At 37.9% G+C, this 22,218-nt stretch carries 25 protein-coding genes; 7 read left to right on the top strand and 18 right to left on the bottom strand.

Annotated elements, in window-relative coordinates; all coding sequences use genetic code 11:
* The 3 genes from R2R28_RS05100 (at window position 1) to R2R28_RS05090 (ending at window position 1,915) form a co-directional block, all read left to right on the top strand.
* Window positions 1-771 (top strand): TPM domain-containing protein, encoded by a 771-nt coding sequence (locus tag R2R28_RS05100; RefSeq protein ID WP_316824623.1) that lies wholly within the window; start codon window positions 1-3, stop codon window positions 769-771.
* Between the two features lie 160 nt (window positions 772-931).
* Window positions 932-1,321 (top strand): hypothetical protein, encoded by a 390-nt coding sequence (locus R2R28_RS05095; RefSeq protein ID WP_316824622.1) that lies wholly within the window; start codon window positions 932-934, stop codon window positions 1,319-1,321.
* Window positions 1,322-1,366: 45 nt separating this feature from the next.
* Window positions 1,367-1,915 (top strand): NUDIX hydrolase, encoded by a 549-nt coding sequence (locus R2R28_RS05090; protein ID WP_316824621.1) that lies wholly within the window; start codon window positions 1,367-1,369, stop codon window positions 1,913-1,915.
* 129 nt (window positions 1,916-2,044) lie between these two features.
* Here the strand turns inward: R2R28_RS05090 and dnaA are convergent, their stop codons facing one another.
* The 3 genes from dnaA to R2R28_RS05075 form a co-directional block, all read right to left on the bottom strand.
* Window positions 2,045-3,475 carry a chromosomal replication initiator protein DnaA gene (gene dnaA / locus R2R28_RS05085; RefSeq protein ID WP_025145530.1) on the bottom strand — a complete coding sequence of 477 codons (1,431 nt, stop codon included), beginning with the start codon at window positions 3,473-3,475 and terminating at the stop codon, window positions 2,045-2,047.
* A gap of 528 nt (window positions 3,476-4,003) precedes the next feature.
* A complete protein-coding gene (locus R2R28_RS05080) occupies window positions 4,004-5,542 on the bottom strand; it encodes a methylmalonyl-CoA mutase (RefSeq protein WP_316824620.1) in 1,539 nt (512 codons plus the stop codon).
* 174 nt (window positions 5,543-5,716) lie between these two features.
* Window positions 5,717-6,247: a hypothetical protein gene (locus R2R28_RS05075; protein WP_316824619.1), complete on the bottom strand. Its 531-nt coding sequence runs from the start codon at window positions 6,245-6,247 to the stop codon at window positions 5,717-5,719.
* Between the two features lie 92 nt (window positions 6,248-6,339).
* Here R2R28_RS05075 and R2R28_RS05070 point away from each other — a divergent pair, with 92 nt between their 5' ends.
* Together R2R28_RS05070 and R2R28_RS05065 are read left to right on the top strand one after the other, a co-directional pair.
* Window positions 6,340-6,693 (top strand): HesB/IscA family protein, encoded by a 354-nt coding sequence (locus R2R28_RS05070; protein WP_025145533.1) that lies wholly within the window; start codon window positions 6,340-6,342, stop codon window positions 6,691-6,693.
* A gap of 153 nt (window positions 6,694-6,846) precedes the next feature.
* Window positions 6,847-8,076 (top strand): ABC transporter permease, encoded by a 1,230-nt coding sequence (locus R2R28_RS05065; RefSeq protein WP_316824618.1) that lies wholly within the window; start codon window positions 6,847-6,849, stop codon window positions 8,074-8,076.
* Between the two features lie 237 nt (window positions 8,077-8,313).
* On the opposite strand, the gene R2R28_RS05060 is transcribed toward R2R28_RS05065, so the two are convergent.
* Genes R2R28_RS05060 through R2R28_RS05040 form a run of 5 tightly spaced genes read right to left on the bottom strand, consistent with a single transcriptional unit; the run spans window position 8,314 to window position 12,952 of the window.
* Entirely contained in the window at window positions 8,314-9,051 is a 738-nt protein-coding gene (locus tag R2R28_RS05060) for a tyrosine-protein phosphatase (protein WP_316824617.1), read from the bottom strand.
* Window positions 9,052-9,068: 17 nt separating this feature from the next.
* Entirely contained in the window at window positions 9,069-9,626 is a 558-nt protein-coding gene (locus R2R28_RS05055; protein ID WP_316824616.1) for a hypothetical protein, read from the bottom strand.
* Complete coding sequence (gene galE / locus R2R28_RS05050) at window positions 9,627-10,649, bottom strand: UDP-glucose 4-epimerase GalE (RefSeq protein ID WP_316824615.1); 1,023 nt, start codon at window positions 10,647-10,649, stop codon at window positions 9,627-9,629.
* 1 nt (window position 10,650) lies between these two features.
* A complete protein-coding gene (locus tag R2R28_RS05045) occupies window positions 10,651-11,640 on the bottom strand; it encodes a UDP-glucuronic acid decarboxylase family protein (RefSeq protein ID WP_316824614.1) in 990 nt (329 codons plus the stop codon).
* A gap of 1 nt (window position 11,641) precedes the next feature.
* On the bottom strand, window positions 11,642-12,952 hold the full coding sequence (locus R2R28_RS05040; RefSeq protein WP_316824613.1) for a UDP-glucose/GDP-mannose dehydrogenase family protein: 1,311 nt from the start codon (window positions 12,950-12,952) through the stop codon (window positions 11,642-11,644).
* A 136-nt stretch (window positions 12,953-13,088) separates the two neighbouring features.
* Here R2R28_RS05040 and R2R28_RS05035 point away from each other — a divergent pair, with 136 nt between their 5' ends.
* Window positions 13,089-14,315 carry a 3-deoxy-D-manno-octulosonic acid transferase gene (locus tag R2R28_RS05035; protein ID WP_316824612.1) on the top strand — a complete coding sequence of 409 codons (1,227 nt, stop codon included), beginning with the start codon at window positions 13,089-13,091 and terminating at the stop codon, window positions 14,313-14,315.
* Here R2R28_RS05035 and R2R28_RS05030 read toward each other — a convergent pair.
* The 10 genes from R2R28_RS05030 to R2R28_RS04985 form a co-directional block, all read right to left on the bottom strand.
* Entirely contained in the window at window positions 14,293-14,799 is a 507-nt protein-coding gene (locus R2R28_RS05030; RefSeq protein WP_316824611.1) for a gluconokinase, read from the bottom strand. The genes R2R28_RS05035 and R2R28_RS05030 overlap by 23 nt on opposite strands.
* A 14-nt stretch (window positions 14,800-14,813) precedes the next feature.
* The gene (gene hemH, locus R2R28_RS05025) at window positions 14,814-15,824 is read right to left on the bottom strand and encodes a ferrochelatase (protein WP_316824610.1); all 1,011 of its coding nucleotides are present in this window, start codon (window positions 15,822-15,824) and stop codon (window positions 14,814-14,816) included.
* Window positions 15,825-16,039: 215 nt separating this feature from the next.
* Window positions 16,040-16,714 (bottom strand): fatty acid desaturase, encoded by a 675-nt coding sequence (locus R2R28_RS05020; protein WP_316824609.1) that lies wholly within the window; start codon window positions 16,712-16,714, stop codon window positions 16,040-16,042.
* Window positions 16,715-16,872: 158 nt separating this feature from the next.
* The gene (locus R2R28_RS05015; protein ID WP_316824608.1) at window positions 16,873-17,724 is read right to left on the bottom strand and encodes a 4-hydroxy-3-methylbut-2-enyl diphosphate reductase; all 852 of its coding nucleotides are present in this window, start codon (window positions 17,722-17,724) and stop codon (window positions 16,873-16,875) included.
* Window positions 17,725-17,741: 17 nt separating this feature from the next.
* Window positions 17,742-18,023, bottom strand: coding sequence for a Txe/YoeB family addiction module toxin (locus tag R2R28_RS05010; protein ID WP_316824607.1), 282 nt, complete (start codon window positions 18,021-18,023; stop codon window positions 17,742-17,744).
* On the bottom strand, window positions 18,005-18,211 hold the full coding sequence (locus tag R2R28_RS05005) for a DUF2683 family protein (protein WP_316824606.1): 207 nt from the start codon (window positions 18,209-18,211) through the stop codon (window positions 18,005-18,007). Before R2R28_RS05005 ends, R2R28_RS05010 begins: the two co-directional genes overlap by 19 nt.
* A 32-nt stretch (window positions 18,212-18,243) precedes the next feature.
* Window positions 18,244-18,918, bottom strand: coding sequence for a carotenoid biosynthesis protein (locus R2R28_RS05000; protein ID WP_316824605.1), 675 nt, complete (start codon window positions 18,916-18,918; stop codon window positions 18,244-18,246).
* Window positions 18,888-19,985: a glycosyltransferase family 2 protein gene (locus R2R28_RS04995; protein ID WP_316824604.1), complete on the bottom strand. Its 1,098-nt coding sequence runs from the start codon at window positions 19,983-19,985 to the stop codon at window positions 18,888-18,890. The genes R2R28_RS05000 and R2R28_RS04995 overlap by 31 nt, the downstream gene beginning before the upstream one ends.
* A complete protein-coding gene (locus tag R2R28_RS04990; RefSeq protein ID WP_316824603.1) occupies window positions 19,982-20,581 on the bottom strand; it encodes a 1-acyl-sn-glycerol-3-phosphate acyltransferase in 600 nt (199 codons plus the stop codon). Before R2R28_RS04990 ends, R2R28_RS04995 begins: the two co-directional genes overlap by 4 nt.
* A gap of 222 nt (window positions 20,582-20,803) precedes the next feature.
* Window positions 20,804-21,310 carry a phosphoribosyltransferase family protein gene (locus tag R2R28_RS04985; protein ID WP_090502125.1) on the bottom strand — a complete coding sequence of 169 codons (507 nt, stop codon included), beginning with the start codon at window positions 21,308-21,310 and terminating at the stop codon, window positions 20,804-20,806.
* A 194-nt stretch (window positions 21,311-21,504) separates the two neighbouring features.
* Between R2R28_RS04985 and R2R28_RS04980 the strand changes: the two genes are divergently transcribed.
* A complete protein-coding gene (locus R2R28_RS04980) occupies window positions 21,505-22,209 on the top strand; it encodes a head GIN domain-containing protein (RefSeq protein WP_316824602.1) in 705 nt (234 codons plus the stop codon).
* Window positions 22,210-22,218 lie beyond the last annotated feature (9 nt).

Here is a 22,218-nt window from a genome sequence, read left to right as displayed (position 1 = left end):
ATGAAGAAAATATTCCTTTTATCGCTCCTTAGTTTATTCTTCAGTTTTGCATTTGCACAGGATTTTCCGGAGAAACCTAATACCTTGGTTAATGATTATGCGAACGTATTATCTGCGGATCAAAAACAGGCACTGGAAAATAAACTGGTAGCCTTTAGCGATTCATCGTCAACTCAGATTGCCATTGCCATCTTAAAATCCGTTGGCGGTTATGATATTAATGAATATGCAGTAGAGCTGCTTAGAAAATGGGGCGTTGGTCAAGGCGGCAAAAACAACGGTATTATGATTGTTGTGGCTGTTGGTGACCGAAAAATATCCATACAAACCGGCTATGGCCTGGAAGGTGCACTGCCGGATATTTATGCCAAACGTATTATAGATAACGATATAAAGCCCAATTTTAAGGAAAGTAATTATTATGCTGGTTTAGATAAAGGTACTTCATCAATTATCAAATACACACGTGGCGAATATAAAAACGACAATCCAAAAGCCTCTTCAACAGGTGGCGGTGGCGCGGGCAGCATTGCCATTATCATCATCATTATTGTTGTGATCATCATCATTATACGAAAAGGTGGCGGAGGCGGAAGTCAGATCATTGGTGGTCGCGGCGCATCCAACGCACTATTTTGGGCTATGCTTTTTGGTGGCGGTGGCGGAGACCGTGGTAGCGGCTGGGGCGGTGGATCATCTGGAGGTGGTGGCGGTTTCGGTGGTTTTGGCGGAGGAAGCGGCGGTGGCGGTGGTGCAAGCGGAAGCTGGTAAGCTTGGTTTATTGATTCAATAGTGATTGGTTAACTGCAAATTGAAAACTGATTATTCGTTCATGGTTAATCATTTCCTGTATTTGAACTTATAGAACCAGAACTCTGACTAAAACAACATTTCAACCTTCCAAAAAAAAACATTCCAACAAAAAACAACAATGTACAGAAGAGATTTAATAACAGCGGAAATCCAGAAACTAGCTCAGGTTTTGGCCCGTATTATGGGGCTAAAATTAGAAGGCAAATTAGCAGAAGCCAGCATTATTTTTGATGAAACCATGTTAAGCGGTTTTCAATTGCCCAAAGAAATTCTGGAAAGTGAAGATCTTACTGTTTTTGAAAAATGGTTAAAGAAAGATAATCTTCCTCCTGAAAAACTCGATTCGTTAAGCGAATTTTTATATTACGAACTAGGCATCAGTGAAGAAAGAAACCTGATGATTGCACCCAAACTCAATTTGGTTTACGAGTATTTATCAGATCAGCATAAGATTGTACATTTGGTAAATCTGCACCGTCAGAAAACAATACAACAGTACATAAGTTAGCGATTGGCAGTTTTTAGTTTGCAATAAATTCAATTAAAACAAAAAATGATTATAGAAAAGTGGCAGAAACTGGCCTCTAAATATTTAGTAAGAGAAAAATGGGCTACCCTAAGGGTAGACGAAGTGAAACTTCCTGATGGCATAGTAAAAGACGATTATTATGTATTGGAATATCCGAACTGGGTAAATGCCATTGCATTAACTGAAGAAGGAAAAATAATTATGGTACGCCAGTACCGCCATGCCGCAGATATTGTTTCGCTTGAGGTTCCAGGTGGAGTAATGGATGGTGACGAAACACCAGAATTTGCTGTTAAACGCGAGCTTTTAGAAGAAACAGGCTATAGCTTTAAAACCTGCAAATTTATAGCAGAGCTTTACCCTAACCCTGCAACATCAAATAACAGAACTTTTACCTACTTTTTAACAGGCGGTGTTAAAACACACGAGCAGCATTTAGATGAACATGAAATTTTAAATGTAGAAGAATATTCGGTTGATGAGGTAAAACAGCTTATTAAAGATAATAAAATAGCACAGGCACTGCACGTTGCCGCTTTGTTATATGGTTTGGCGGAAATTGAAAAATTTTAATTGTCATAAACCTAATAAACCAGAAAGTCCCGGTTAAAAACCGGGACTTTCTGGTTATAGCCTAAAATTTCGAACCTGGACGAAAGATTTTAATTTAAACCCTTTTACCTTTCTGTCCCTGAACTTAATTTAGCTCATTTTTAATTTTTTCTGGATATCGTGTACGTAAGCTTTAAACTTTTTGTCGGTATCGATTAAATCCTCAACCGTTTGGCATGCGTAAATTACAGTACTGTGATCGCGGCCACCAAAGAAAGCTCCAATAGTTTTCAATGATGATTTGGTATGGCTTTTTGAAAGGTACATCGAAATCTGACGTGCCTGCACAATTTCGCGTTTACGGGTTTGCGATTTAACCATATCAACAGGAACCTCAAAATACTCACAAACCAATTTCTGGATGTATTCCATCGAAATTTCTTTAGAAGTATTTTTGATGAAGTTTTTCAACATCTGTTTAGCCAAGGCTAAATCAATTTCTTTTTTATTCAAAGTAGCCTGTGCCAAAAGAGATACCATAGCGCCTTCAAGCTCACGTACATTGTTATCAATGTTGTGTGCAACATATTCTACAACTTCGCCAGGTAACTCAATACCATCGGCATACATTTTCTTTCTTAAGATAGCAATACGCGTTTCAAGATCAGGAATCTGCAAATCAGCAGATAAACCCCATTTGAAACGGCTTAATAAACGTTCTTCCAAACCAGCTAAATCTTTCGGTGCTTTATCAGAGGTTAAGATTACCTGTTTGCCCGATTGGTGTAAGTGATTAAAAATGTGGAAGAAGATATCCTGTGTTTTTTCTTTACCTGCAAAATTATGCACATCATCCATAATGATTACATCCATTGCCTGGTAAAAGTTAACGAAATCGTTAATGGTGTTGTTTTTTAGGGAATCTACAAATTGCTGACAGAATTTCTCACAGCTTACATAGATCACCAGTTTATCTGGCATGCTGCGTTTAATCTCGTTACCGATTGCCTGCGCCAGGTGGGTTTTACCTAAACCTACTCCTCCGTAAATCATTAATGGGTTAAAAGACGTACCTCCTGGTTTAGCAGCTACAGCGTAACCTGCAGAACGCGCCAAGCGGTTGCAATCTCCTTCAATGTAATTTTCGAAAGTGTAGTTAGAATTTAATTGTGGATCAACGTTTAATTTTTTTAATCCGGGAATAATAAAAGGGTTTTTAATATCCTTATTAATGGAAACCGGAATTGGCATCGATTGTACCTTTGCCTCCGCTCCATTTCCATTTGAGGGCATATTGGTAGTATAAGGATTACCGCTGTTTGATGATTTATCTACAACGATGTTATATTCCAACCTGCCATCCTCTCCAAGTTGCTTTTTTACAGTCTTACGTAGCAAGCCTACATAATGTTCTTCAAGCCATTCGTAAAAGAACAAACTTGGCACCTGTATGGTTAAAACCTTACCTTCCAATTTAAGGGCAGTTATTGGCTCGAACCAAGTTTTGAAACTTTGGTTCGGAATGTTATCCTTAATAATTTGAAGACAGTTCTTCCACACTTCTGTACAAGTTTTTTCCATTGCGATTTCTATAATTTATTGGTTTACAGTACCTATTCGAATTAAAGGGATGGTCCGTTTAGGGACTACGAATATTGACAAAATTATCAACATTTTAAACAAAAATTTTAAATAAATCGTAACGCACTGATAAGGAATATAGTAGCCTACTTAACCTCAATTTTTTATGTTGATAACTATTTATTAACACTGGTTATCCACATTACAATTATTTAACACGATTCTCTCCCCTTAATTTCAAATCGCTTTTAAAAAGCAAATTTTAAGCCATTTTAGCCTATAAACGAATATTTCAATACCTCATCATTTCGAATCAACTGAAAATCAAAACTATAGTTAAAACAATTACACATCTTTTTCAGCCAGCTACTAACTTAATATACAGACATAAGCAACAGGTTGTATGTGTGTATGAATTTTATGGCAGTTTAATTCCACTTTCAGGAGTTATAAATAAATAACCAGCACGATGCACCAGAATAGCAGGACTAGCGTGATTCGGAAAGAAAATGAACAGAGTTAAAGCAGTTAGTAAACCCCAAAAGTATCTCTAAATACATCAGCTATTTCGCCCAGTGTAGCATATTTTTCTACTGCATCTATAATTAAAGGCATCAGGTTGGTTTCGCCCCTGGCTGCTTCGTTTAATTTACTTAGCGCCTTTTCTACTGCTGCATTATCGCGGATTGATTTTAAGTAGTCAAGTTTTTCAGATTGTAGTTTACGGATCGAATCATCTATATTAAAAACCTCTGTTAAACCTTCCTCTTCCTGGGTAAATTTATTTACACCGACAGAAATCCGTTCTCCGCTTTCAATTTCTTTTTGATACTGATAAGAGGCACTGGCAATTTCATTTTGCATGTAATCACTTTCAATGGCATTCACTGAACCGCCCATTGCATCTATCCTGTCGATATAAGCCCACGCAGCGGCTTCAACTTCATCAGTCAAGCTTTCTATAAAGAATGATCCAGCTAATGGATCTACGGTATCGGTAACGCCGCTCTCAAAAGCAATAATCTGCTGGGTACGCAAAGCGATTTTTGCCGCCGATTCTGTTGGAAGTGAAAGGGCTTCATCGTAACCGTTGGTGTGCAAAGACTGGGTACCACCTAAAACCGCAGCCATAGCCTGGTTACTCACCCTGATTACATTATTCAACGGTTGTTGGGCAGTTAAAGTAGAACCTCCGGTCTGCGTGTGGAACCGCAACATCTGGGCTTTTTCATCTGTTGCACCTAAATCTTTGGTAATTTTAGCCCACATTCGCCTGGCGGCTCTGAATTTGGCAATCTCTTCGAAGAAATTATTGTGACAGTTAAAGAAAAACGACAAACGCTTAGCAAATACATTAATATCCAAACCTTTATCCAATGCCGCCTTTAAATAGGTTTTACCATTAGCTAAGGTAAATGCGAGTTCTTGTACGGCTGTTGAACCAGCTTCACGGATATGATAACCAGAGATAGAAATGGTATTCCATTTAGGAACTTCTTTACTGCAAAATTCAAAAATATCGGTAATTAAACGCATCGATTGCTTGGGCGGGTAAATATAAGTCCCGCGGGCAGCATATTCTTTTAGAATATCATTCTGAATGGTACCTGAAATCTGCTTTAAATCTGCTCCCTGTTTTTTTGCCAGCGCAATATACATCGCCAATAAAATGGAAGCCGTGGCATTGATGGTCATCGAAGTGGTAATATCTTTCAGTTGAATGCCATCAAACAAAATCTCGATGTCTTTTAACGAGTCGATAGCCACGCCAACCTTTCCTACTTCGCCATCGGCCATTTCGTGATCAGAATCATACCCAATCTGTGTAGGAAGATCAAATGCAACCGATAAACCTGTAGTGCCCTGAGCCAATAAGTAATGATACCGTTTGTTCGATTCTTCAGCAGTAGAAAAACCTGCATATTGCCTCATCGTCCATAAGCGGCCACGGTACATATCTTTCTGAATTCCCCTGGTAAAAGGAAATTCGCCAGGCTGCTCATCCATCGGCTTCGCCGTTGTATATAATGCCTTAATTTCAATGCCCGAGGTGGTGGTATGTTTCATATATTTGGTTCAGTGGTTCATTGGTCATTAGTTCATTTGTTCAGCCATGGCGTATATTTTGGTTAACTGCACATTGAGGTTAACTGTATAAATTGATTAATCGGTAACTGGGCATAATGCCGAGTAATGCTTTCAGACAATTAAACAATTTAAACGATTAACCAGTTAACCCTCTTAAAACAACTTATGGATATCTTTCTTGATCAGCTCGATGGTTAAATCGTAAGGATTTTCATCTATGCTAGCCATGTGTTGTAAAATTGCCTTACTCAGTTCAATTCCGTTAGCATCAGCAGGCAAACCCTGAACCGCGTTATTAATCATGGCAATGGTATCGTCTTTTAATTTGCGTACCACATTCCAGGTAATGCTATCTACATATAGTTGCTGGGTAATGTTATGCTGATACTCTGAACGTACCTCGTTTAATATGCCAGCTTGTAAAACAGCTATGCTGATGCCTTGCTGGTGCAGTCGCACAAGCAGGTTGGCAGGGTTAATACGATCGATAAAAATAATTAAACGTTCGTGTGCCTGTAATCTTAATGGTAAAAGGTGTGCACGGCTTTCTTTATTCAATTCAACATTTTTCAGGTTAAAAAAACGTTGAATATCGCTCTTTAGAATATAATAAACGGCCATTAGGGCCGCGAAAATGCCTGCAAATAAGATCACTATATCAATTAAAATCTGTTGGGTATTCATAAGTATTGTTTAATTACGGTAATATTAACAGCCCGTTAAAAGCAAAAATGTGCATTATTATTTATATTTGTAACAGATAAAATTTAAATAACATGAGCACAACAGTTGATACAGCATTTGCACCGGTTACTTTTTCTGAAGGAGCAGCTAAAGAGTTATATAAATTAAAGGATCAGCAGGAGATTGGTGAAGATTACGGATTACGCGTTGGCGTAGAAGGTGGTGGTTGTGCTGGTATGAATTACATCTTAGGTTTTGATCAGAGAAAAGAAGGCGATCAGGAATATTTCATTGATGGCATTAAAGTTTTTATGAATAAAGCACACCAGATGTACTTAATGGGCATGATGATCGATTGGCAAGACGGATTAAACTCACGCGGTTTTACCTTCGTTAACCCTAATGCAACCAGTACTTGTGGCTGTGGCACGAGTTTCTCGGCATAATTAAAATATTATTGTAACATATAGTGCAGTCCCCTTGTCTAAACATCGGGACTTTTTTTATTTTTACACATAGAGGTTTAAGGTAACAGGTATAGGGTTTAAGGCTTTAGTGCCGATCTTGATACTCAATACATAATACCCGATACTACAATAATGAATTACAGAGAAAACGTCAGACTGGCATTAGAATCTATTAAAGCAAACCGCTTGCGTACCATGCTTACTGCTTTAATTATTGCCATTGGTTTAATGGCTTTAGTTGGAATTTTAACCACACTGGATGCTGTAAAGAAAAGTATGACAGATGCTTTTAGTAGTATGGGAGCCAACTCATTCACCATCAGGAACCGTGGTACAGGAATCAGGATCGGGAATGGCAAAAGACCAAAACCTTTTAAAGCGATCCGCTATGAAGATGCTGTTAAATTTAAAGATAGCCTGAATACACCAGCCACTGTTGCGGTAAGTGTTTTTGCCAGTGGTGGGTCTACGGTAAAATACGGAAGTTTAAAAACCAATCCCAATATCAATGTTCAGGGGATTGATGAAAACGGCTTGGCCTCGCAAGGTTTAAACCTCTCACAGGGAAGAAATTTTAGTGTTTCTGAAATACAATTGGGAAGTAACGTTTGTATTGTTGGTGGTGAAGTGGTTGAAAAACTGTTCAAAGATGCCGGCCCATTGGATAAACTCATTAACGTAGGCAACAACCGTTTTAAAATTATCGGGATACTGGAAAAAAAGGGATCGAGTATGGGTTTTAGTGGCGATAGGGCTGTTTATGTACCGTTAATCAAGGCAAAACAGATTAATGCCAATGCCAATCCATCTTATACCATCACCGTAATGGTACCAAGCAATGAAATGCAGGAGAATATTATTGGCGAATCTACTGCCTTATTCAGAAATATCCGTAAGGTAAAAGTAAATGAGACCAATAACTTCGAAATCACAAAAAGTGATGCAATTGCACAAACTTTATTCGAAAACCTGGCATTTGTAGCCATTGGTGGTGTAGCAATCGGAATTATTACGTTAATCGGTGCTTCCATCGGATTAATGAATATCATGCTGGTATCGGTAACAGAACGTACCCGCGAAATCGGGATCCGTAAGGCCATTGGCGCAAACCCAAAAGTAATCCGTCGCCAGTTTTTAATTGAAGCCGTAGTAATCTGTTTAATCGGAGGTGTATTTGGTATTTTCCTTGGTATTGTTCTGGGCAACCTTATTTCTCTGGCCATGGGTGGTTCATTCTTAATTCCATGGTTATTTATTATCGGTGGTTTTGTGCTGTGCGTATTGGTTGGTATTCTCTCTGGATATTACCCTGCTAAAAAGGCTTCGAAACTGGATCCTGTGGAGGCGTTGAGATATGAGTAAATTGGTTCACTAGTTCATTGGTCAATGGTTCATTAGTTCATTAGTTCATTAGTTCATAGTTGATAGCCTAAAGGTTCAATAGTTTAGTGTACTCATAAAATTCATGAGTTTAATCGGTTAATCTTTAAACCGCTAATCGTTTTGTAAATGAGACAAAAGGTAATCTGTCAATTAAGCACTTGCGCTATTGGGAATATTGCTATACCAATGAACTAATGGCAAATGAACCAATGCCCCCTACAACAATCCATTATTCAACTGAGGTTGCGTAAGCAACTGTTGCATTAAAGGCGTACTGAGGCTATCTTCTAGTGCGGCGGCATGTTTTAAATGATGCATATCGCTGCCCAAAAAATCAACCATGTGGTTATCTACCATTTCTTCAGCTACTTTTTTTGCTCCTGAACCATAATAACTGGTTAAAGCAATGGCATTTAGCTGCAGCAAACAGCCTGTTTCCCTGATCTGGTGATAGCTTTCAAAAGAGTTATAATAATATGGATACCTTTCCGGATGTGCCAAAACAGGCTTATAACCAGCATCCTGCATCGTTTTTATAAAATCAATCAGGTTTTGGGGTGGGTTGATATAAGAAAGTTCGAACAGCAGGTAATTTTCGCCAAAGGTTAAAACCTCTTTTTGTCTGATCTTTTTCTCAAGGGTTTCATCCAGGTAATATTCGGCGGCAGCATCAATTTCCAGATCGATTTCATTTTCTTTGAGGCCCTTTCTCAAAATGTCAAGCCCGCGGTTAATGGTAGCTGGTGTGTTGCGAAAATAGTCGGCCATAATATGTGGCGTGGCGATGAGTTTCTGATACCCTAAAGTTTTAAACCTTCTGGCAAGCAGCAGCGAATCTTTCAGGTTTTGTGCACCATCATCAATCCCCGGGATAATATGCGAGTGCATATCGGTTTTAATGCCGGAGAAATTAAATTCGGGGGCTATTTTTTTCTTTTTAAATAATCCGAACATACTGCGGGGTTATGGCTTTAATTAATCTCTTTCGGCAAATTACTTTCTTCTGCTGCACCCGCTAATTTAGAGGAATAGATTTTATCGAGCAACTGATTTACCTCTTCACTTAAATCGAACTGCAGGTCTTCGTGAAGTTTTTTAAATTTATTGATGGTTACCGCAACCGTTTTGAGGTAATAAATGCTAAAAAGCATCATAAAATCGCGGTAACCAAAAATTGATTTTTTATAATCAAAAGGGATGGCATTGAGGATAAAAAGTTTCAGTTCTACCTCACCTACTGGGTCTTTAGTGACTTTGTAAAAGTGATTAACAGCAGTGATCATCTTCCTTACTTTCACCAATGCTTCTTTCGCATTAAGTTTTTTCAGTTCCAGAATCTGCTCATCAACATCGGCTTTAATCCTTTCTTTCCGGTCTTCCAGATCGGTTTCATCCTCTAATAATTTATAATGAAGGTGTTCGGTGAGCACTTTATCCTTAGCCACCAAACGCAACAATAGCTTGTCTTTTTCTTTAACAGGCAGTTCGGTAATGGCAGTTTTTAAATCTTTGTGCTCCGATAACTTCATCTAAAAGGGGTTAGCTTTAATGTATTTTTCCCACTCCCATGCCGAGCGCATCATCTCATTAATATCGAGGTTAGCTTTCCAGCCCAGTTCGTTATTCGATTTTTGTACATCGCCATAAATCTGAATGATATCTCCAGCCCTTCTCGGACCGATTTTATAGTCCAATTTTTCGCCGTTTACTTTTTCAAAGGCAGCAATGATCTCTAAAACTGAAGATCCTTTACCGGTACCAATATTAAAAACATCGTAATTGCCGTTCGGGTTTCCGTTTTCTAATTTTTTAATGGCAGCAACGTGTGCTTTTGCAAGATCAACCACGTGGATATAATCGCGTATGGCCGAACCATCAGGCGTATTGTAATCATCACCATAAACCGTAATCGGGCCACGTTTGCCAATGGCTGATTGAGTGATAAAAGGAACCAGGTTTGCAGGCACGCCATTTGGCAATTCGCCGATTAAAGCAGTTTCATGCGCACCAACCGGATTAAAGTAACGCAAAGCAATGATATTTAAATCAGGGGTTACTGCAGCGGTTTCTGCTAATATTTCTTCGGCAATCTGCTTGGTATTACCATAAGGAGACTCTGCTTTCTGCACAGGTGCGGCTTCGGTTACCGGCAAAGTTTCTGGCTGCCCGTAAACAGTACATGATGAAGAAAACACGAAATTAATCTTTCTATTAAAAGAGGTTAATAAATTGATTAAGCCGTAGAAATTATTCTTGTAATATTTTAAAGGCTGCTCAACTGATTCTCCTACTGCTTTTGAAGCTGCAAAATGGATAATTCCATCTATATCGGTATGGTTTTCTGCAAATTCCTGCACCGCTTTGTCATCCTGCAGATCAATTTCATGAAAATCGAACCACTTGCCGGTGATGGCATGCAGCTGGGTTAAAATTTTGATATTCGAGTTAGAAAGGTTATCAATAATTACAACCTCGTATCCTGCGTTGTGTAACTCTACTGCTGTGTGCGAACCTATATATCCTGTTCCACCAGTAACTAATATTTTTGCCATTTTAACGGTTAAATGTGGTAAAATCTTTATGTTCTATCTTTTCCAAAGCCTCTGCAGGCAATGATTTAAAATATTCGTATGTAATTTTTAATCCTTCCGCACGTCCAATTTTTGGTTCCCAGCCCAGTATTTCCCTTGCTTTGGTAATATCAGGTCTGCGCTGCTTCGGATCATCCTGTGGAAGTTCCCTGTACACAATTTTTTGTGTGGTCCCCGTAAGTTTGATAATTTCCTCGCAAAACTGTTTAATGGTAATTTCATCAGGGTTACCAATGTTTACCGGCTGGGCATAATCGCTCATCAATAAACGGTAAATCCCTTCAATCAGGTCATCAACGTAACAGAAAGAACGGGTCTGGCTTCCATCACCAAATATAGTTAAATCTTCTCCCCTTAAGGCCTGTCCGATAAAAGCGGGTAAAACACGGCCATCATTCAGGCGCATTCTTGGCCCGTAAGTGTTAAAAATCCTTACAATCCTCGTCTCTACCCCATGGAAAGTATGGTATGCCATGGTAATGGCTTCCTGGAAACGTTTAGCTTCATCGTAAACACCACGCGGCCCAACCGGATTTACGTTGCCCCAGTATTCTTCAGGTTGTGGGTTTACACTCGGATCGCCATATACTTCAGAAGTTGAAGCAATCAGCATCCTTGCTTTTTTACTGCGGGCCAAACCTAAAAGGTTATGTGTACCCAAAGAACCCACTTTAAGGGTTTGGATCGGGATTTTAAGGTAATCGATCGGGCTTGCCGGTGAAGCAAAATGCAGGATATAATCGAGTGTGCCAGGAACGTGTACAAACTTAGAAACGTCGTGGTTGTAAAATTCAAAATTATCCAGTTTAAACAGGTGTTCGATATTTGCCATATCGCCAGTAATTAGGTTATCCATCCCGATAACATGATAACCTTCTTTTATAAAACGATCGCAAAGGTGCGAACCTAAAAATCCGGCCGCACCTGTAATCAATATTCTTTTCTTCCCCATGTTAATCTATCAGTTTTCTGCCGATGCTGTTATAATAATAGCCAAGGTCGATCATTTTTTGCAGATCGTATAAATTCCGTCCATCAAAAACTACTTTATTTTTTAAGATATGATCGATTTTATCAAAATCAGGGTTACGGAAAACCGACCATTCTGTTGCAATTAACAGGGCATCAGCACCTTCTAAAGCTTCGTATTGATTTTTGGCATAATTTACCTGATCGCCAATCAGATTTTTCACGTTGCCCATTGCCTCCGGATCGAATACGGTAACGGTAGCACCATTTTTAACCAAAGCATCAATAATATATAAAGCTGGTGCTTCGCGGATATCGTCGGTTTCGGGCTTAAAGGCTAATCCCCAAAGCGCAAAGTGTTTGCCTTTGATATCGCCTTTATAATATTTAAGTACTTTATCTACCAGAATAGTTTTTTGTCTTTCATTCACCTCCATTACCGATTTCAGGATCTGGAAATCGTAAGCATGATCGTCAGATGATTTTACCAAAGCCTGCACATCTTTCGGGAAACATGAACCGCCATAACCTACGCCCGGAAAAAGGAAACGTTTACCAATACGCTCGTCAGAACCTATTCCTTTTCTTACGGCATCTACATCGGCCCCTACCAACTCACAAAGGTTTGCCACCTCGTTCATAAAGGTGATTTTTGTTGCCAGGAAAGAATTTGCTGCGTATTTGGTCAGTTCAGAAGAACGTTCGTCCATAAAAAGAATCGGGTTTCCCTGGCGTACGTAAGGACCATAAAGCTCGGTCATTAATTTTTTAGCTTTTTCGCTTTTAGTCCCCAAAACCACACGGTCTGGCTTCATAAAGTCATCAACAGCTACACCTTCCCTTAAGAATTCAGGGTTCGAAACCACATCCACTTCAATGGAAGTATTTTCTGCAAAAACAGCTTTTACCTTGTCTGCTGTACCTACCGGAACAGTTGATTTATTTACGATTACTTTATACTCTGTAATCAGTTTAGAAATATCTTTTGCAGCGCCTAAAATATAAGAGAGATCAGCCGCACCATCACCACCCGGAGGGGTTGGCAAAGCCATAAAAATAATCTGCGATTCTTTTACCGCATCGGCAAGGTTTGTGGTAAAAGTTAAGCGTTCCTGCTCGATATTACGGTGGAACAAAAGATCTAAACCAGGTTCGTAAATCGGCACTTCGCCGTTCTGCATCTGCTTGACTTTTGCTTCGTTAATATCAACACATATTACATCATTTCCTGTTTCGGCTAAACAGGTTCCGGTAACTAAACCTACGTATCCGGTACCAATAACGGCTATCTTCATCTGTTAATTTCTTTTTAGCGGCTATGGAGCGATCATCAACGGTTCTATTTATTCAGTTGAATACTAGTCAAAATTGTGAAGGATCCATATATTTTTAAGCTTTTTAAATATATTCGTTTTATCTTGGCACGAAGATATGAAATTACTTTACATCATCGGAATTCAGGCCTATACTTTACTCATCAGGATATTTTCATTATTTAATCCTAAGGCTAAATTATTTATAAATGGCCGCAAAAATATCTACACTTTAATTGCCCAGAAAATTAATCCAGAAGAAAAACATATATGGTTTCATTTTGCATCCTTAGGAGAGTTTGAGCAGGGACGGCCGGTTTTAGAAAAACTGAAAACACTTTATCCGGGTAAAAAAATTGTAGTTACTTTTTTTTCACCTTCAGGATATGAAATCAGAAAAAATTATGCTTTGGCAGATGTTTTTTACCTCCCCATTGATACGGCCACTAATGCAAAACGTTTTATAGCCAGTATTAATCCTGAAATGGCCATTTTTACCAAATATGAATTCTGGCATTTCTATTTTAAAGAATTAAAAACGCAAGGTATTCCTTTATATGTGATTTCAGGGATTTTTAGAGAAAGCCAGGCATTTTTTAAATGGTATGGTAGTTTTTACCGCAATATTTTAAAGTCTGTAACCTATTTCTTTGTTCAAAATGAAGAAAGTAAAAATCTATTAAAATCGATCGGCTTAAATAACGTTACCATCAATGGAGATACCCGTTTTGACCGCGTTTATGAAAATGCGCAATCGCCCAAACAGCTCCCTCTTATCGAAAGCTTTATTGGCAACTCCCCTACTTTGGTTTGCGGCAGTACCTGGCCGGAAGATGAAAAAATATTATCGGCCTTGCCCGAAAAATACCCCGACTGGAAGTTTATCATTGCTCCGCACGAAATCCATGAAAGCCATATTGAAAGTATTGAGAAACAGTTTTCAGTTGGCAGTATGAGGTTTTCAGTTTTCAGTTCTCAAATCTCAGATCTCAAATCTCAAATCTTAATAATCGATAACATTGGTATGCTTTCTTCGCTCTATCAATATGGAAAAGTAGCTTATATTGGTGGTGGTTTTGGAGCAGGAATCCATAATACTTTAGAAGCCGCAGCATTTGGGTTACCTGTAATTTTCGGTCCTAAATATGATAAATTTCAGGAAGCAAAAGATTTAATTGCCCTTGGTGCAGCAAAAAGTATTGGTTCAACAGAAGAATTAATCAGTGCTTTTGAAAACTTTGCTGAAAATAAAAATGCAGCAGAACTCGCCAGAAAATACGTAACCGATAAAAAAGGGGCAACGGACCAAATTATTTCGATGATTACGAAATCAGATCAGCTTTAGCAATTTCTTCAACAATTTCGGGGATACTTTGATCGATGGAAACCGTAAATACATCTTTTTCATCAGCTTTCGGTTCCTCCAGTGTTTCAAATTGGCTTTCTAACAAGCTCGAAGGCATATATTGGTGCGAACGCTTGGTAATCCGACCGTGGATTAAATCAAAACTTCCTTTTAAATAAACAAAGCAAATAGATTCATTATCAGCCCTTAACAGATCGCGGTATGATTTTTTTAATGCAGAACAGGCAATAATACAGGTGGTGCCATGGGCGGCATGCTCGCGACCTACTTTGGCAATCAACTGAAGCCACTCTAAACGGTCTGCATCAGTTAACGGAATTCCCGCAGCCATTTTATCTACATTCCGTTGCGAGTGGAGATTATCGCCATCTATAAATTCGGCATTGATTCTTGGTGCCAAAGCTTTTCCGATAACCGTTTTACCACTTCCAGAAACCCCCATTAAAATGATAAAATTCGCCATCTCTAAATCTATAACTATTTAACCATTCCGGCAAGCGCCTCAATAAATACAGGGCTATCATTTAAACTTTCTACCAACTGAACATGTTCGCCACCTAAAGTTTTAAATTCTTCATGGTACTCTACTGTGATTTCGTAAAGGGTTTCTAAACAATCGGCAACAAAAGCCGGACTAAAAACCAACAATCGTTTTTTACCTTCTGCTGCTAGTTTCTTCAAAACGTCAGTTGTATAAGGCTGTACCCAAGGCTCTTTACCTAAACGGGACTGAAAACACACCGTGTATTGATCTCTCGATAAGTTTAATTCTTTGGCAATTAACCTGGCGGTATCATGGCCTTGAGCAGAATAACAGAATTTATTGGTATCGTTTAACGTCTGACAGCAATCGGCACTTTTTAAACAATAACTTCCGGTATGGTCGCACTTTAACAATTGACGCTCTGGCAAGCCGTGGAAACTGAACAAAACATGATCATAACTTTCTACGTGATGCTTTTTCGCATTTTCAGCAAAAACTTTAATCATCAGTTCGTTATCGTGAAAAGAGTTCACAAATGAGATTGGCGGAACGGTTTGCCACTTGCTTACCAGCTCCATTACCAGTTGCATTACCGAACCGGTACTCGCCGAAGCGTATTGCGGAAACATCGGGATAACCTGGATGCTTTCTACCAAACCAGCCTTTAAGTTAGCTAGTGCCGATGCTATAGAAGGGCTTTGATAACGCATCGCCAGTTCTACATGGTAATCATCACCCAACCTTTCCTGCAACATTTTAGCCTGCAACCTGCTGTAATATAATAGGGGCGAACCGTTTTCATTCCATATTTCTTTGTATAATTTGGCTGTTTTAGGGCTACGGAAAGGTACAATAATGCCTTTAACCAATAATGTTCTGTTTAACTTTGGAATATCAATTACCCTTTCGTCCATTAAAAACTGATCTAAGTATTTTTTAACGTCGGCCGTTGCCGGACTATCAGGTGTTCCTAAGTTTACCAGTAAAATTCCCTTTTTGCTCATTTAATACAAGAATATGTTTCGTGCTCCAAATATCGCCTTTTTATTGCTTTTTACCTATGTTAAAAATGTGATGGCCGACATTTTTTAGTCAAAAAATACCGCGTTAGGTCAATTCCGAAGTTTAAATGGTATAACGAGCACAGGGGAGACTTCGGAAGTTTTACGAAAAAACTCATGATAGTGTCAGATGGTAACATCTGACACCACAGCCATCCCTATTGCTTCATTTTATGCAGTTGCCACCAGGGCATGCCCGGTTTCTGATGATGTTCTAAATGATACCCAAAAAAGTAACAGGTAATAAAGGCAACAAAATGGTTTTTCTTTAAGGTTGAGGCATGATATTCGTTATTATGCTCGCCCTTGTGCGGCAAATAGGTTCCGAAATAGAAAAGTTGGAAAGTGCTTAATAAAGATGGGAGCACCCAAAACAACAACAGGTTTCTTTCATCAACCCAAATTTTGAGCACATTATAAGCCACGGCCATAATTACCAATTGGATTACGGTAACGTAATTTAGCATGAAACGGAAATACCATTTCCAAAAACCATTAGGTGCAAAATCAGGATCTTTTTCGGTATGTACATGACGGTGGTGCTGATGATGTTTGGTATATAAGCGGTTATAGAAAAAACCTGCATATAGAAAAACGGAAAGATAACCGATAAAATTATTTGCTTTTTTGTTTGGTGAGATTGTACCATGCATGGCATCATGGGCAGTGATAAACAAACCCGTATATAAATGCATCTGAACAAAAACCATCAGGTAAACTAAAGGATTATTCCAGGTGAAATTCCAGGTAAGTAAAAGATAAAGTGAAACAAACCAGCAGGCCATTACGGTTAACGCAACCAGGATTCCGGTATTTGAGTTTATCTTTTTCAATTTATATGATAATACTATATATGACCGTCATCTCGAGCGAAGTGCAACGAAGTTGAGAGATCTATAAGATCAGATCTCTCCATTCCACTACGTTCCAGTCGAGATGACGATTCTATTATATAAATCAATCATTAATACTTTTCAGATCTTATTAAAATCTAATATTGTTCTAAAGCAGTTTTAACCTTTTCCATTAACCACATTGGTGTTGATGTAGCACCGCAAATGCCAACTTTATCGTTCTCGTTAAACCAGGTTTTATCCAACTCTTCAACATTAGATATGAAGTAAGCATTATCGTTGTGCTTTTTACAAACATCGTAAAGCACTTTTCCGTTAGATGATTTTTTGCCCGAAACGAAAATAATCCGATCATAATGACTTACAAAATCTTCCAGTTCTTCGTAGCGGTTAGATACCTGTCTGCAAATGGTGTCATTAGCCTTAACCTCGTAACCACGACTCAATAATTCGTCTTTAATGTGGTAGAATTTATCGGTGCTTTTAGTGGTTTGACTATATAAGGTAAATTTAGCAGGAAGTTCAACGTTATCCAGTTCAGCTAAATCTTGAAAAACAATGGCTTTTCCATCGGTTTGCCCTTGTAAACCAATTACCTCGGCATGACCATGTTTACCAAAAATAAGCACCTGCTCATCATCATCATGCGAATTTTTAATTCTGTTTTGCAGTTTTAGCACAACAGGGCACGATGCATCAATCAGGGTAAGGTTGTTTTCTAAAGCCAGTTGGTAAGTTGAAGGGGCCTCGCCATGTGCCCTGATTAAAACCTTTTCGTCGCGTAAGTTTTTTAATACTTCATGATCGATGATTTTTAAGCCGCGTTTGGTTAAACGTTCTACCTCTTCATCATTATGAACAATATCGCCAAGGCAATATAAATACCCTTCGTTATCCAAAATATCTTCGGCCATTTCTATGGCATATACTACGCCGAAGCAAAAGCCTGATGATTTATCGATGTTGACTTGTAAGTTTAAATTGCTCATTTGTTTTTTAGGATTAGTTATTTATCGTCATAATGTCCCTTTGCAGAAATTACAAATACTGTAATAATTTCTTCATCGATTCTATAGACTAACCTATCTTTTTTATTTATTTGCCTTGACCAATAGCCAGAAAATTCAAATTTTAGTTTTTCAGGTTTACCAACCCCCGATGCTGGATGAATACTTAATTCTATAAAAATTTGCTGGAGTTTTTTTATGGAAGCCTGATCTCCAGATTTAAGGATGGCAGCTAATTGTTTTTTAGCCTGATCAGTAATATCTACAAAATACTTTCCCATATATGCTGAACATCTTTAACCCTGGTTAAACGTCCATTTTTTATATCATCTTCCCCTTGAGCTATTTCATTTATAAATCCTGGACTGTAGCTTTTTTCTTTTTTAAAAGTTACATTCAGCGCTTGTAACACAGCCTCAACTGCCAAAAGTTGTTTCTTATTTTTAGGCTGTACGATTAGTGTTTCCATCTTATAAAGTTAATTAAAATAACATAACAAAATTAAGCAAAAATATTTGTTCCGGTTGTCATGTATAAGACAACAAAAAAGATTAGCTGCGAAGCGAACATGGCTGTACCGATATATTTTTGTTGTTTTAAGTCTAAAGCATAATAAAATTTCAACAAAATCACTGAAACAATAAACCAGGCTATATAATTTTGAACAGGAATTTCGTGCCAGTCCCAATGCCAGTAATCAAATTTCATGGCTACAGGCTCTAAAAAGAAATCGAAACCTACCAATACAAAAGCGCCAATAACCGATGCTAAAATGCTGTTTCTGATTTTCATACTTTTCATCATCTGTCCCACACTAAAAATCAGGATTACCCAGTTTACACCCATCAATATCGGAACCGCAGCAATTTTATAACCCAGTGTATCGCCATAATAATAGCTGCCAAATATTTTTCCGGTATTTACGCCCAACAATTCCACCAGATAGCCACAAAGAAAAACACCTGAAACGAACAACAAAAGTCGCTTTACATCTGCATTATAGGCAAAAACAATTACCGCAAACATTAACAATAAATGAAAGGGAACCAGTTTAATAAAATAAGGCTGAGCAGCAGGTATGAGAAAGCCAAGCAAACCTACCAAATGAAAAACGATAATGACTGCAACCGCAATTTTTTTAACCTTTAAATCGTTCTGATCGTTCTGCCCTTCCATGTACCTGTTTTAAAAATATGCCTTGTTATAGAGATGATTGAAATGATTAAGAAAAACAACATCTGTAATGGATGTAAGATCAAATTTATCAAAACGTTTTGTCCCGATAAATAAGAGATCATGATTCTGCTTAATACTATTAAAGTTAATGGTAATACAAGTAAAGCAAGATTAAAATTTAAGATTAAAATTACTGGCCCTATAGTTACCAAAAGCTGGTAAAGTAATAATATTATGATGTTATTACCAAAACCTGCAAGTAAATTTTTACCAAAGCCATTCAGGCTTTCGCTTAAGTTTTTATACATCCTGCAATAAATCAGTCCGTTGGCCAAAAGTGCTTCAGCATTAAATTTTTCCTGTTTTACCAGTTTCATAATTTCCACATCTTCTACAACTTGTTTTTTTACCTTCTCATGCCATTGATTTTCTTTATAGTTATGAGCATTAAAAAACATACATTGCCCGCTGGCCGCTGCAAAAGCCGGATTTTTTGAAAGTTTAACCAAGCGCAGTGGCAATAAATTCAGTAGAATAAAATGCATCAACGGCACGGTTAAGTGCTCACCTATTGTTTTCATGGTTTGATTGGTAAAAACACTCAACAAAGTTAGGTTCCCGATCTCCATCCTGGCGATTAAACTGTTAATCAATCCTCTTTTTATAGCTTCATCAGCATCTACAAATAACAGGTATTTTCCTGTGGCCACTTCGGCAAGCTGGTAACAGGCATAATTTTTACCGAGCCAATTTTCAGGCAGTTCTTTCCCTTTTATTAAGCTAAATTGTGGATTTGTAGCACAGAAATCACTAACAACATTAAATGTATTGTCGCTGCTGTTATCGTCTAAAACAATAACTTCATAATTGGCATAATCCTGATTTTTTATCGAAACCAGTAATTCCAGTATATTATCAGCCTCATTTCTGGCGGGAATTAAAATCGAAACCTTATCATGATAGTGTTTTATCACCCTAGGCAATTTTGGATTGGAAAGAAAATTGAAAACGGTAACCGAAAATCTTATGACCAGGAAAATTAAAACTGCGTAAATAAAAATTGTCATTCGATAATCTGATTTTGTTTAACAAGCGATTGATCGTAATGTTTATTATAGGCGCTTTTTAGCAATTGTAAACTTACATATTCTTCATTCTCCCAGTGCTGAAGATAAGTATAAGCCGATGGTTTTCTCTTTGCGAAATAATCTATAAAAGTGGTTGCGAAGATAATATTGATTTTTTTTTGGCTGGCATTGATCATCTGCATCACACCTTTCTCAAAGTTGATGCCCTTTAAATGGTTGGAATACAATTTGCCCTGAGGAAATACGAGTACAAGGTTTTCAGGATCATCTAATAATTTACCTGCATAATCTAATGTGGCCAACACATCTTTGCCTCTATTTTCGGCGGCGAAAGCACCAAGGTATTTCAGAAAGCCCACTTTATTATAATTTTCGGCATTCACTAAAACATGAAATTGCTTTTTAAATACTCGTTTATTGATATAAAAGAGGAAAAAGCCGTCCCACCAACTAAAATGATTGGCCAAAACCAGTACAGAAGCATCTGATTTGGTTGCTAATTGATCATAATGGAACGCGGAAAAATCTTTTTTGATGATAAACCGGATGTACCAGGAAAAAAAGTTGAAAATCAAATTATTTTTTCTGGGATGATACATGTGGGGAAATTGCAAAAAATTGAGCTGAATTACAAATTTTACAACAGTTATAGTCCTCGTTAGTATAAGGAATATTGATTTTTTAATATCCTGTTCAAAGATTTCTCCACTTCGGTCGAAATGACGTATTATACGAATGGTTGACTTCGATTAAAGTATTTTATTATCCCATCCTAAATCTTCCATTTTACATTACTCTTAGCTCAGATAAACCCGATCTTCTTCTCCCTCCACATCCATTACTACATCTACATGTTCTTTTAAGATGGTGGCCAGTTCTAATCCAACAAAATCGGTGGCAATGGGGAAAATTTTATGGCTACGGTCTACCAAAACTACGGTACGGATTTTTTTATGCGGGGTATTTAAGAAAACGCCTAACCCATAAGCAAGGGTTTTGCCACTGTTTAATACATCATCTACAATAATAATCACTTTATTTTTCCAGTGACTTTCATCCAGATCAGTTGAAGCCACCAGTTTACTGCTTTCCTTTTGCAGATCGATGCGCAGCAAGGTCAGCTTAAATCCAGAGATCTTTTTAAGCACTTTTTCTAGTCTCAGTGCCAGTTTGTAACCACGATCCCAAATACCAGCGAGCACAATTTCTTTCTCATTCAGGTTATCTTCCAAAATCTGATAAGCGATACGGTCTATTTTCTGCTGAATCTGTTTCTTGTTAAGAATAAGTAATTGCGATGCCATTGTATAAAAAGGATTGAATACAAAAAGAACGATTTTAAGGATGAAATTCAAACTATTTGAAAAATAATTTCGATTGTTTGCAACGTTTTAACCAGAGATGCGTCTAATGAATAACCAAAACACAAAATCATGAAACATCATTCCGCAATCATTTGCGAAAAGATAGCTTCAGAATCATTTAACGAAATACAATTATGAAAATCCTTATTCAATCATCCCTCGTTCTATTTATAGTGGTTACCAGCTACATGGCCAAAGCACAGGATACAAAAAATTACCCTGTAAAAAACTTCAGCAGCATTGGTGTAAGTAGCGGAATAGATTTATACCTGACACAAGGTAACAGCGAAAGTGTAAGCATAAAATCCGACTCAGAAACCTTGAAGGACATTATTGTTGAGCAAAACGGCGATAACGTAACCATCAAATTCAGAGACGGCATTAAATGGAGCGGCGTGTTTAAAAACCGTGTGATTAAAGCTTATGTAAATTTTAAAACATTAAATACACTTGCTGCATCAGGCGGATCGGATGTTTTTACTCAAAACCAGATCAAAACCGATAAACTTGCCATCCGTTCTTCGGGCGGTTCTGATTTAAAATTAACAGTGGCTTGCAGTGATTTATCCATTCAATCAAGCGGTGGTAGCGACCTCAGCCTAAAGGGTAAAACAGAAAACATGACCATCCAATCAAGCGGCGGCAGTGATGTTCATGCTTACGAACTGATTTCAGATTACGCAAAAGTTCAGGCTTCTGGTGGTTCTGATGTAAATATTTATGTAAATAAAGGCCTCGAAGCTGCAGCAAGCGGTGGTGGCGATGTGAGTTACAAAGGAAATGCCGCTCTTAAGAAAACATCAAATTCTAAAAGTGGTGATGTACACCATGTAAATTAAAGACTTTAG

Source organism: Pedobacter miscanthi (assembly GCF_032678605.1).
Lineage (GTDB): Bacteria > Bacteroidota > Bacteroidia > Sphingobacteriales > Sphingobacteriaceae > Pedobacter > Pedobacter miscanthi_A.
Note: the sequence above shows the minus strand (reverse complement) of the source record. Positions and strands in the feature narration are given on the sequence as shown.

Bases quoted from the DNA above. Each gene is read 5' to 3' on its own strand.
- R2R28_RS05075 (WP_316824619.1), bottom strand. From the start codon at position 6,247: ATGAATACCCAACAGATTTTAATTGATATAGTGATCTTATTTGCAGGC.
- R2R28_RS05095 (WP_316824622.1), top strand. From the start codon at position 932: ATGTACAGAAGAGATTTAATAACAGCGGAAATCCAGAAACTAGCTCAG.
- R2R28_RS05015 (WP_316824608.1), bottom strand. From the start codon at position 17,724: ATGAGCAATTTAAACTTACAAGTCAACATCGATAAATCATCAGGCTTT.
- R2R28_RS04995 (WP_316824604.1), bottom strand. From the start codon at position 19,985: ATGACAATTTTTATTTACGCAGTTTTAATTTTCCTGGTCATAAGATTT.
- R2R28_RS05055 (WP_316824616.1), bottom strand. From the start codon at position 9,626: ATGAAGTTATCGGAGCACAAAGATTTAAAAACTGCCATTACCGAACTG.
- R2R28_RS05005 (WP_316824606.1), bottom strand. From the start codon at position 18,211: ATGGAAACACTAATCGTACAGCCTAAAAATAAGAAACAACTTTTGGCA.
- R2R28_RS05000 (WP_316824605.1), bottom strand. From the start codon at position 18,918: ATGGAAGGGCAGAACGATCAGAACGATTTAAAGGTTAAAAAAATTGCG.
- hemH (WP_316824610.1), bottom strand. From the start codon at position 15,824: ATGAGCAAAAAGGGAATTTTACTGGTAAACTTAGGAACACCTGATAGT.
- dnaA (WP_025145530.1), bottom strand. From the start codon at position 3,475: ATGGAAAAAACTTGTACAGAAGTGTGGAAGAACTGTCTTCAAATTATT.
- R2R28_RS05065 (WP_316824618.1), top strand. From the start codon at position 6,847: ATGAATTACAGAGAAAACGTCAGACTGGCATTAGAATCTATTAAAGCA.
- R2R28_RS05060 (WP_316824617.1), bottom strand. From the start codon at position 9,051: ATGTTCGGATTATTTAAAAAGAAAAAAATAGCCCCCGAATTTAATTTC.
- R2R28_RS04985 (WP_090502125.1), bottom strand. From the start codon at position 21,310: ATGGCATCGCAATTACTTATTCTTAACAAGAAACAGATTCAGCAGAAA.
- R2R28_RS05070 (WP_025145533.1), top strand. From the start codon at position 6,340: ATGAGCACAACAGTTGATACAGCATTTGCACCGGTTACTTTTTCTGAA.
- R2R28_RS05035 (WP_316824612.1), top strand. From the start codon at position 13,089: ATGAAATTACTTTACATCATCGGAATTCAGGCCTATACTTTACTCATC.
- R2R28_RS05100 (WP_316824623.1), top strand. From the start codon at position 1: ATGAAGAAAATATTCCTTTTATCGCTCCTTAGTTTATTCTTCAGTTTT.
- galE (WP_316824615.1), bottom strand. From the start codon at position 10,649: ATGGCAAAAATATTAGTTACTGGTGGAACAGGATATATAGGTTCGCAC.
- R2R28_RS05080 (WP_316824620.1), bottom strand. From the start codon at position 5,542: ATGAAACATACCACCACCTCGGGCATTGAAATTAAGGCATTATATACA.
- R2R28_RS05010 (WP_316824607.1), bottom strand. From the start codon at position 18,023: ATGGGAAAGTATTTTGTAGATATTACTGATCAGGCTAAAAAACAATTA.
- R2R28_RS05090 (WP_316824621.1), top strand. From the start codon at position 1,367: ATGATTATAGAAAAGTGGCAGAAACTGGCCTCTAAATATTTAGTAAGA.
- R2R28_RS05045 (WP_316824614.1), bottom strand. From the start codon at position 11,640: ATGGGGAAGAAAAGAATATTGATTACAGGTGCGGCCGGATTTTTAGGT.
- R2R28_RS05030 (WP_316824611.1), bottom strand. From the start codon at position 14,799: ATGGCGAATTTTATCATTTTAATGGGGGTTTCTGGAAGTGGTAAAACG.
- R2R28_RS05040 (WP_316824613.1), bottom strand. From the start codon at position 12,952: ATGAAGATAGCCGTTATTGGTACCGGATACGTAGGTTTAGTTACCGGA.
- R2R28_RS04980 (WP_316824602.1), top strand. From the start codon at position 21,505: ATGAAAATCCTTATTCAATCATCCCTCGTTCTATTTATAGTGGTTACC.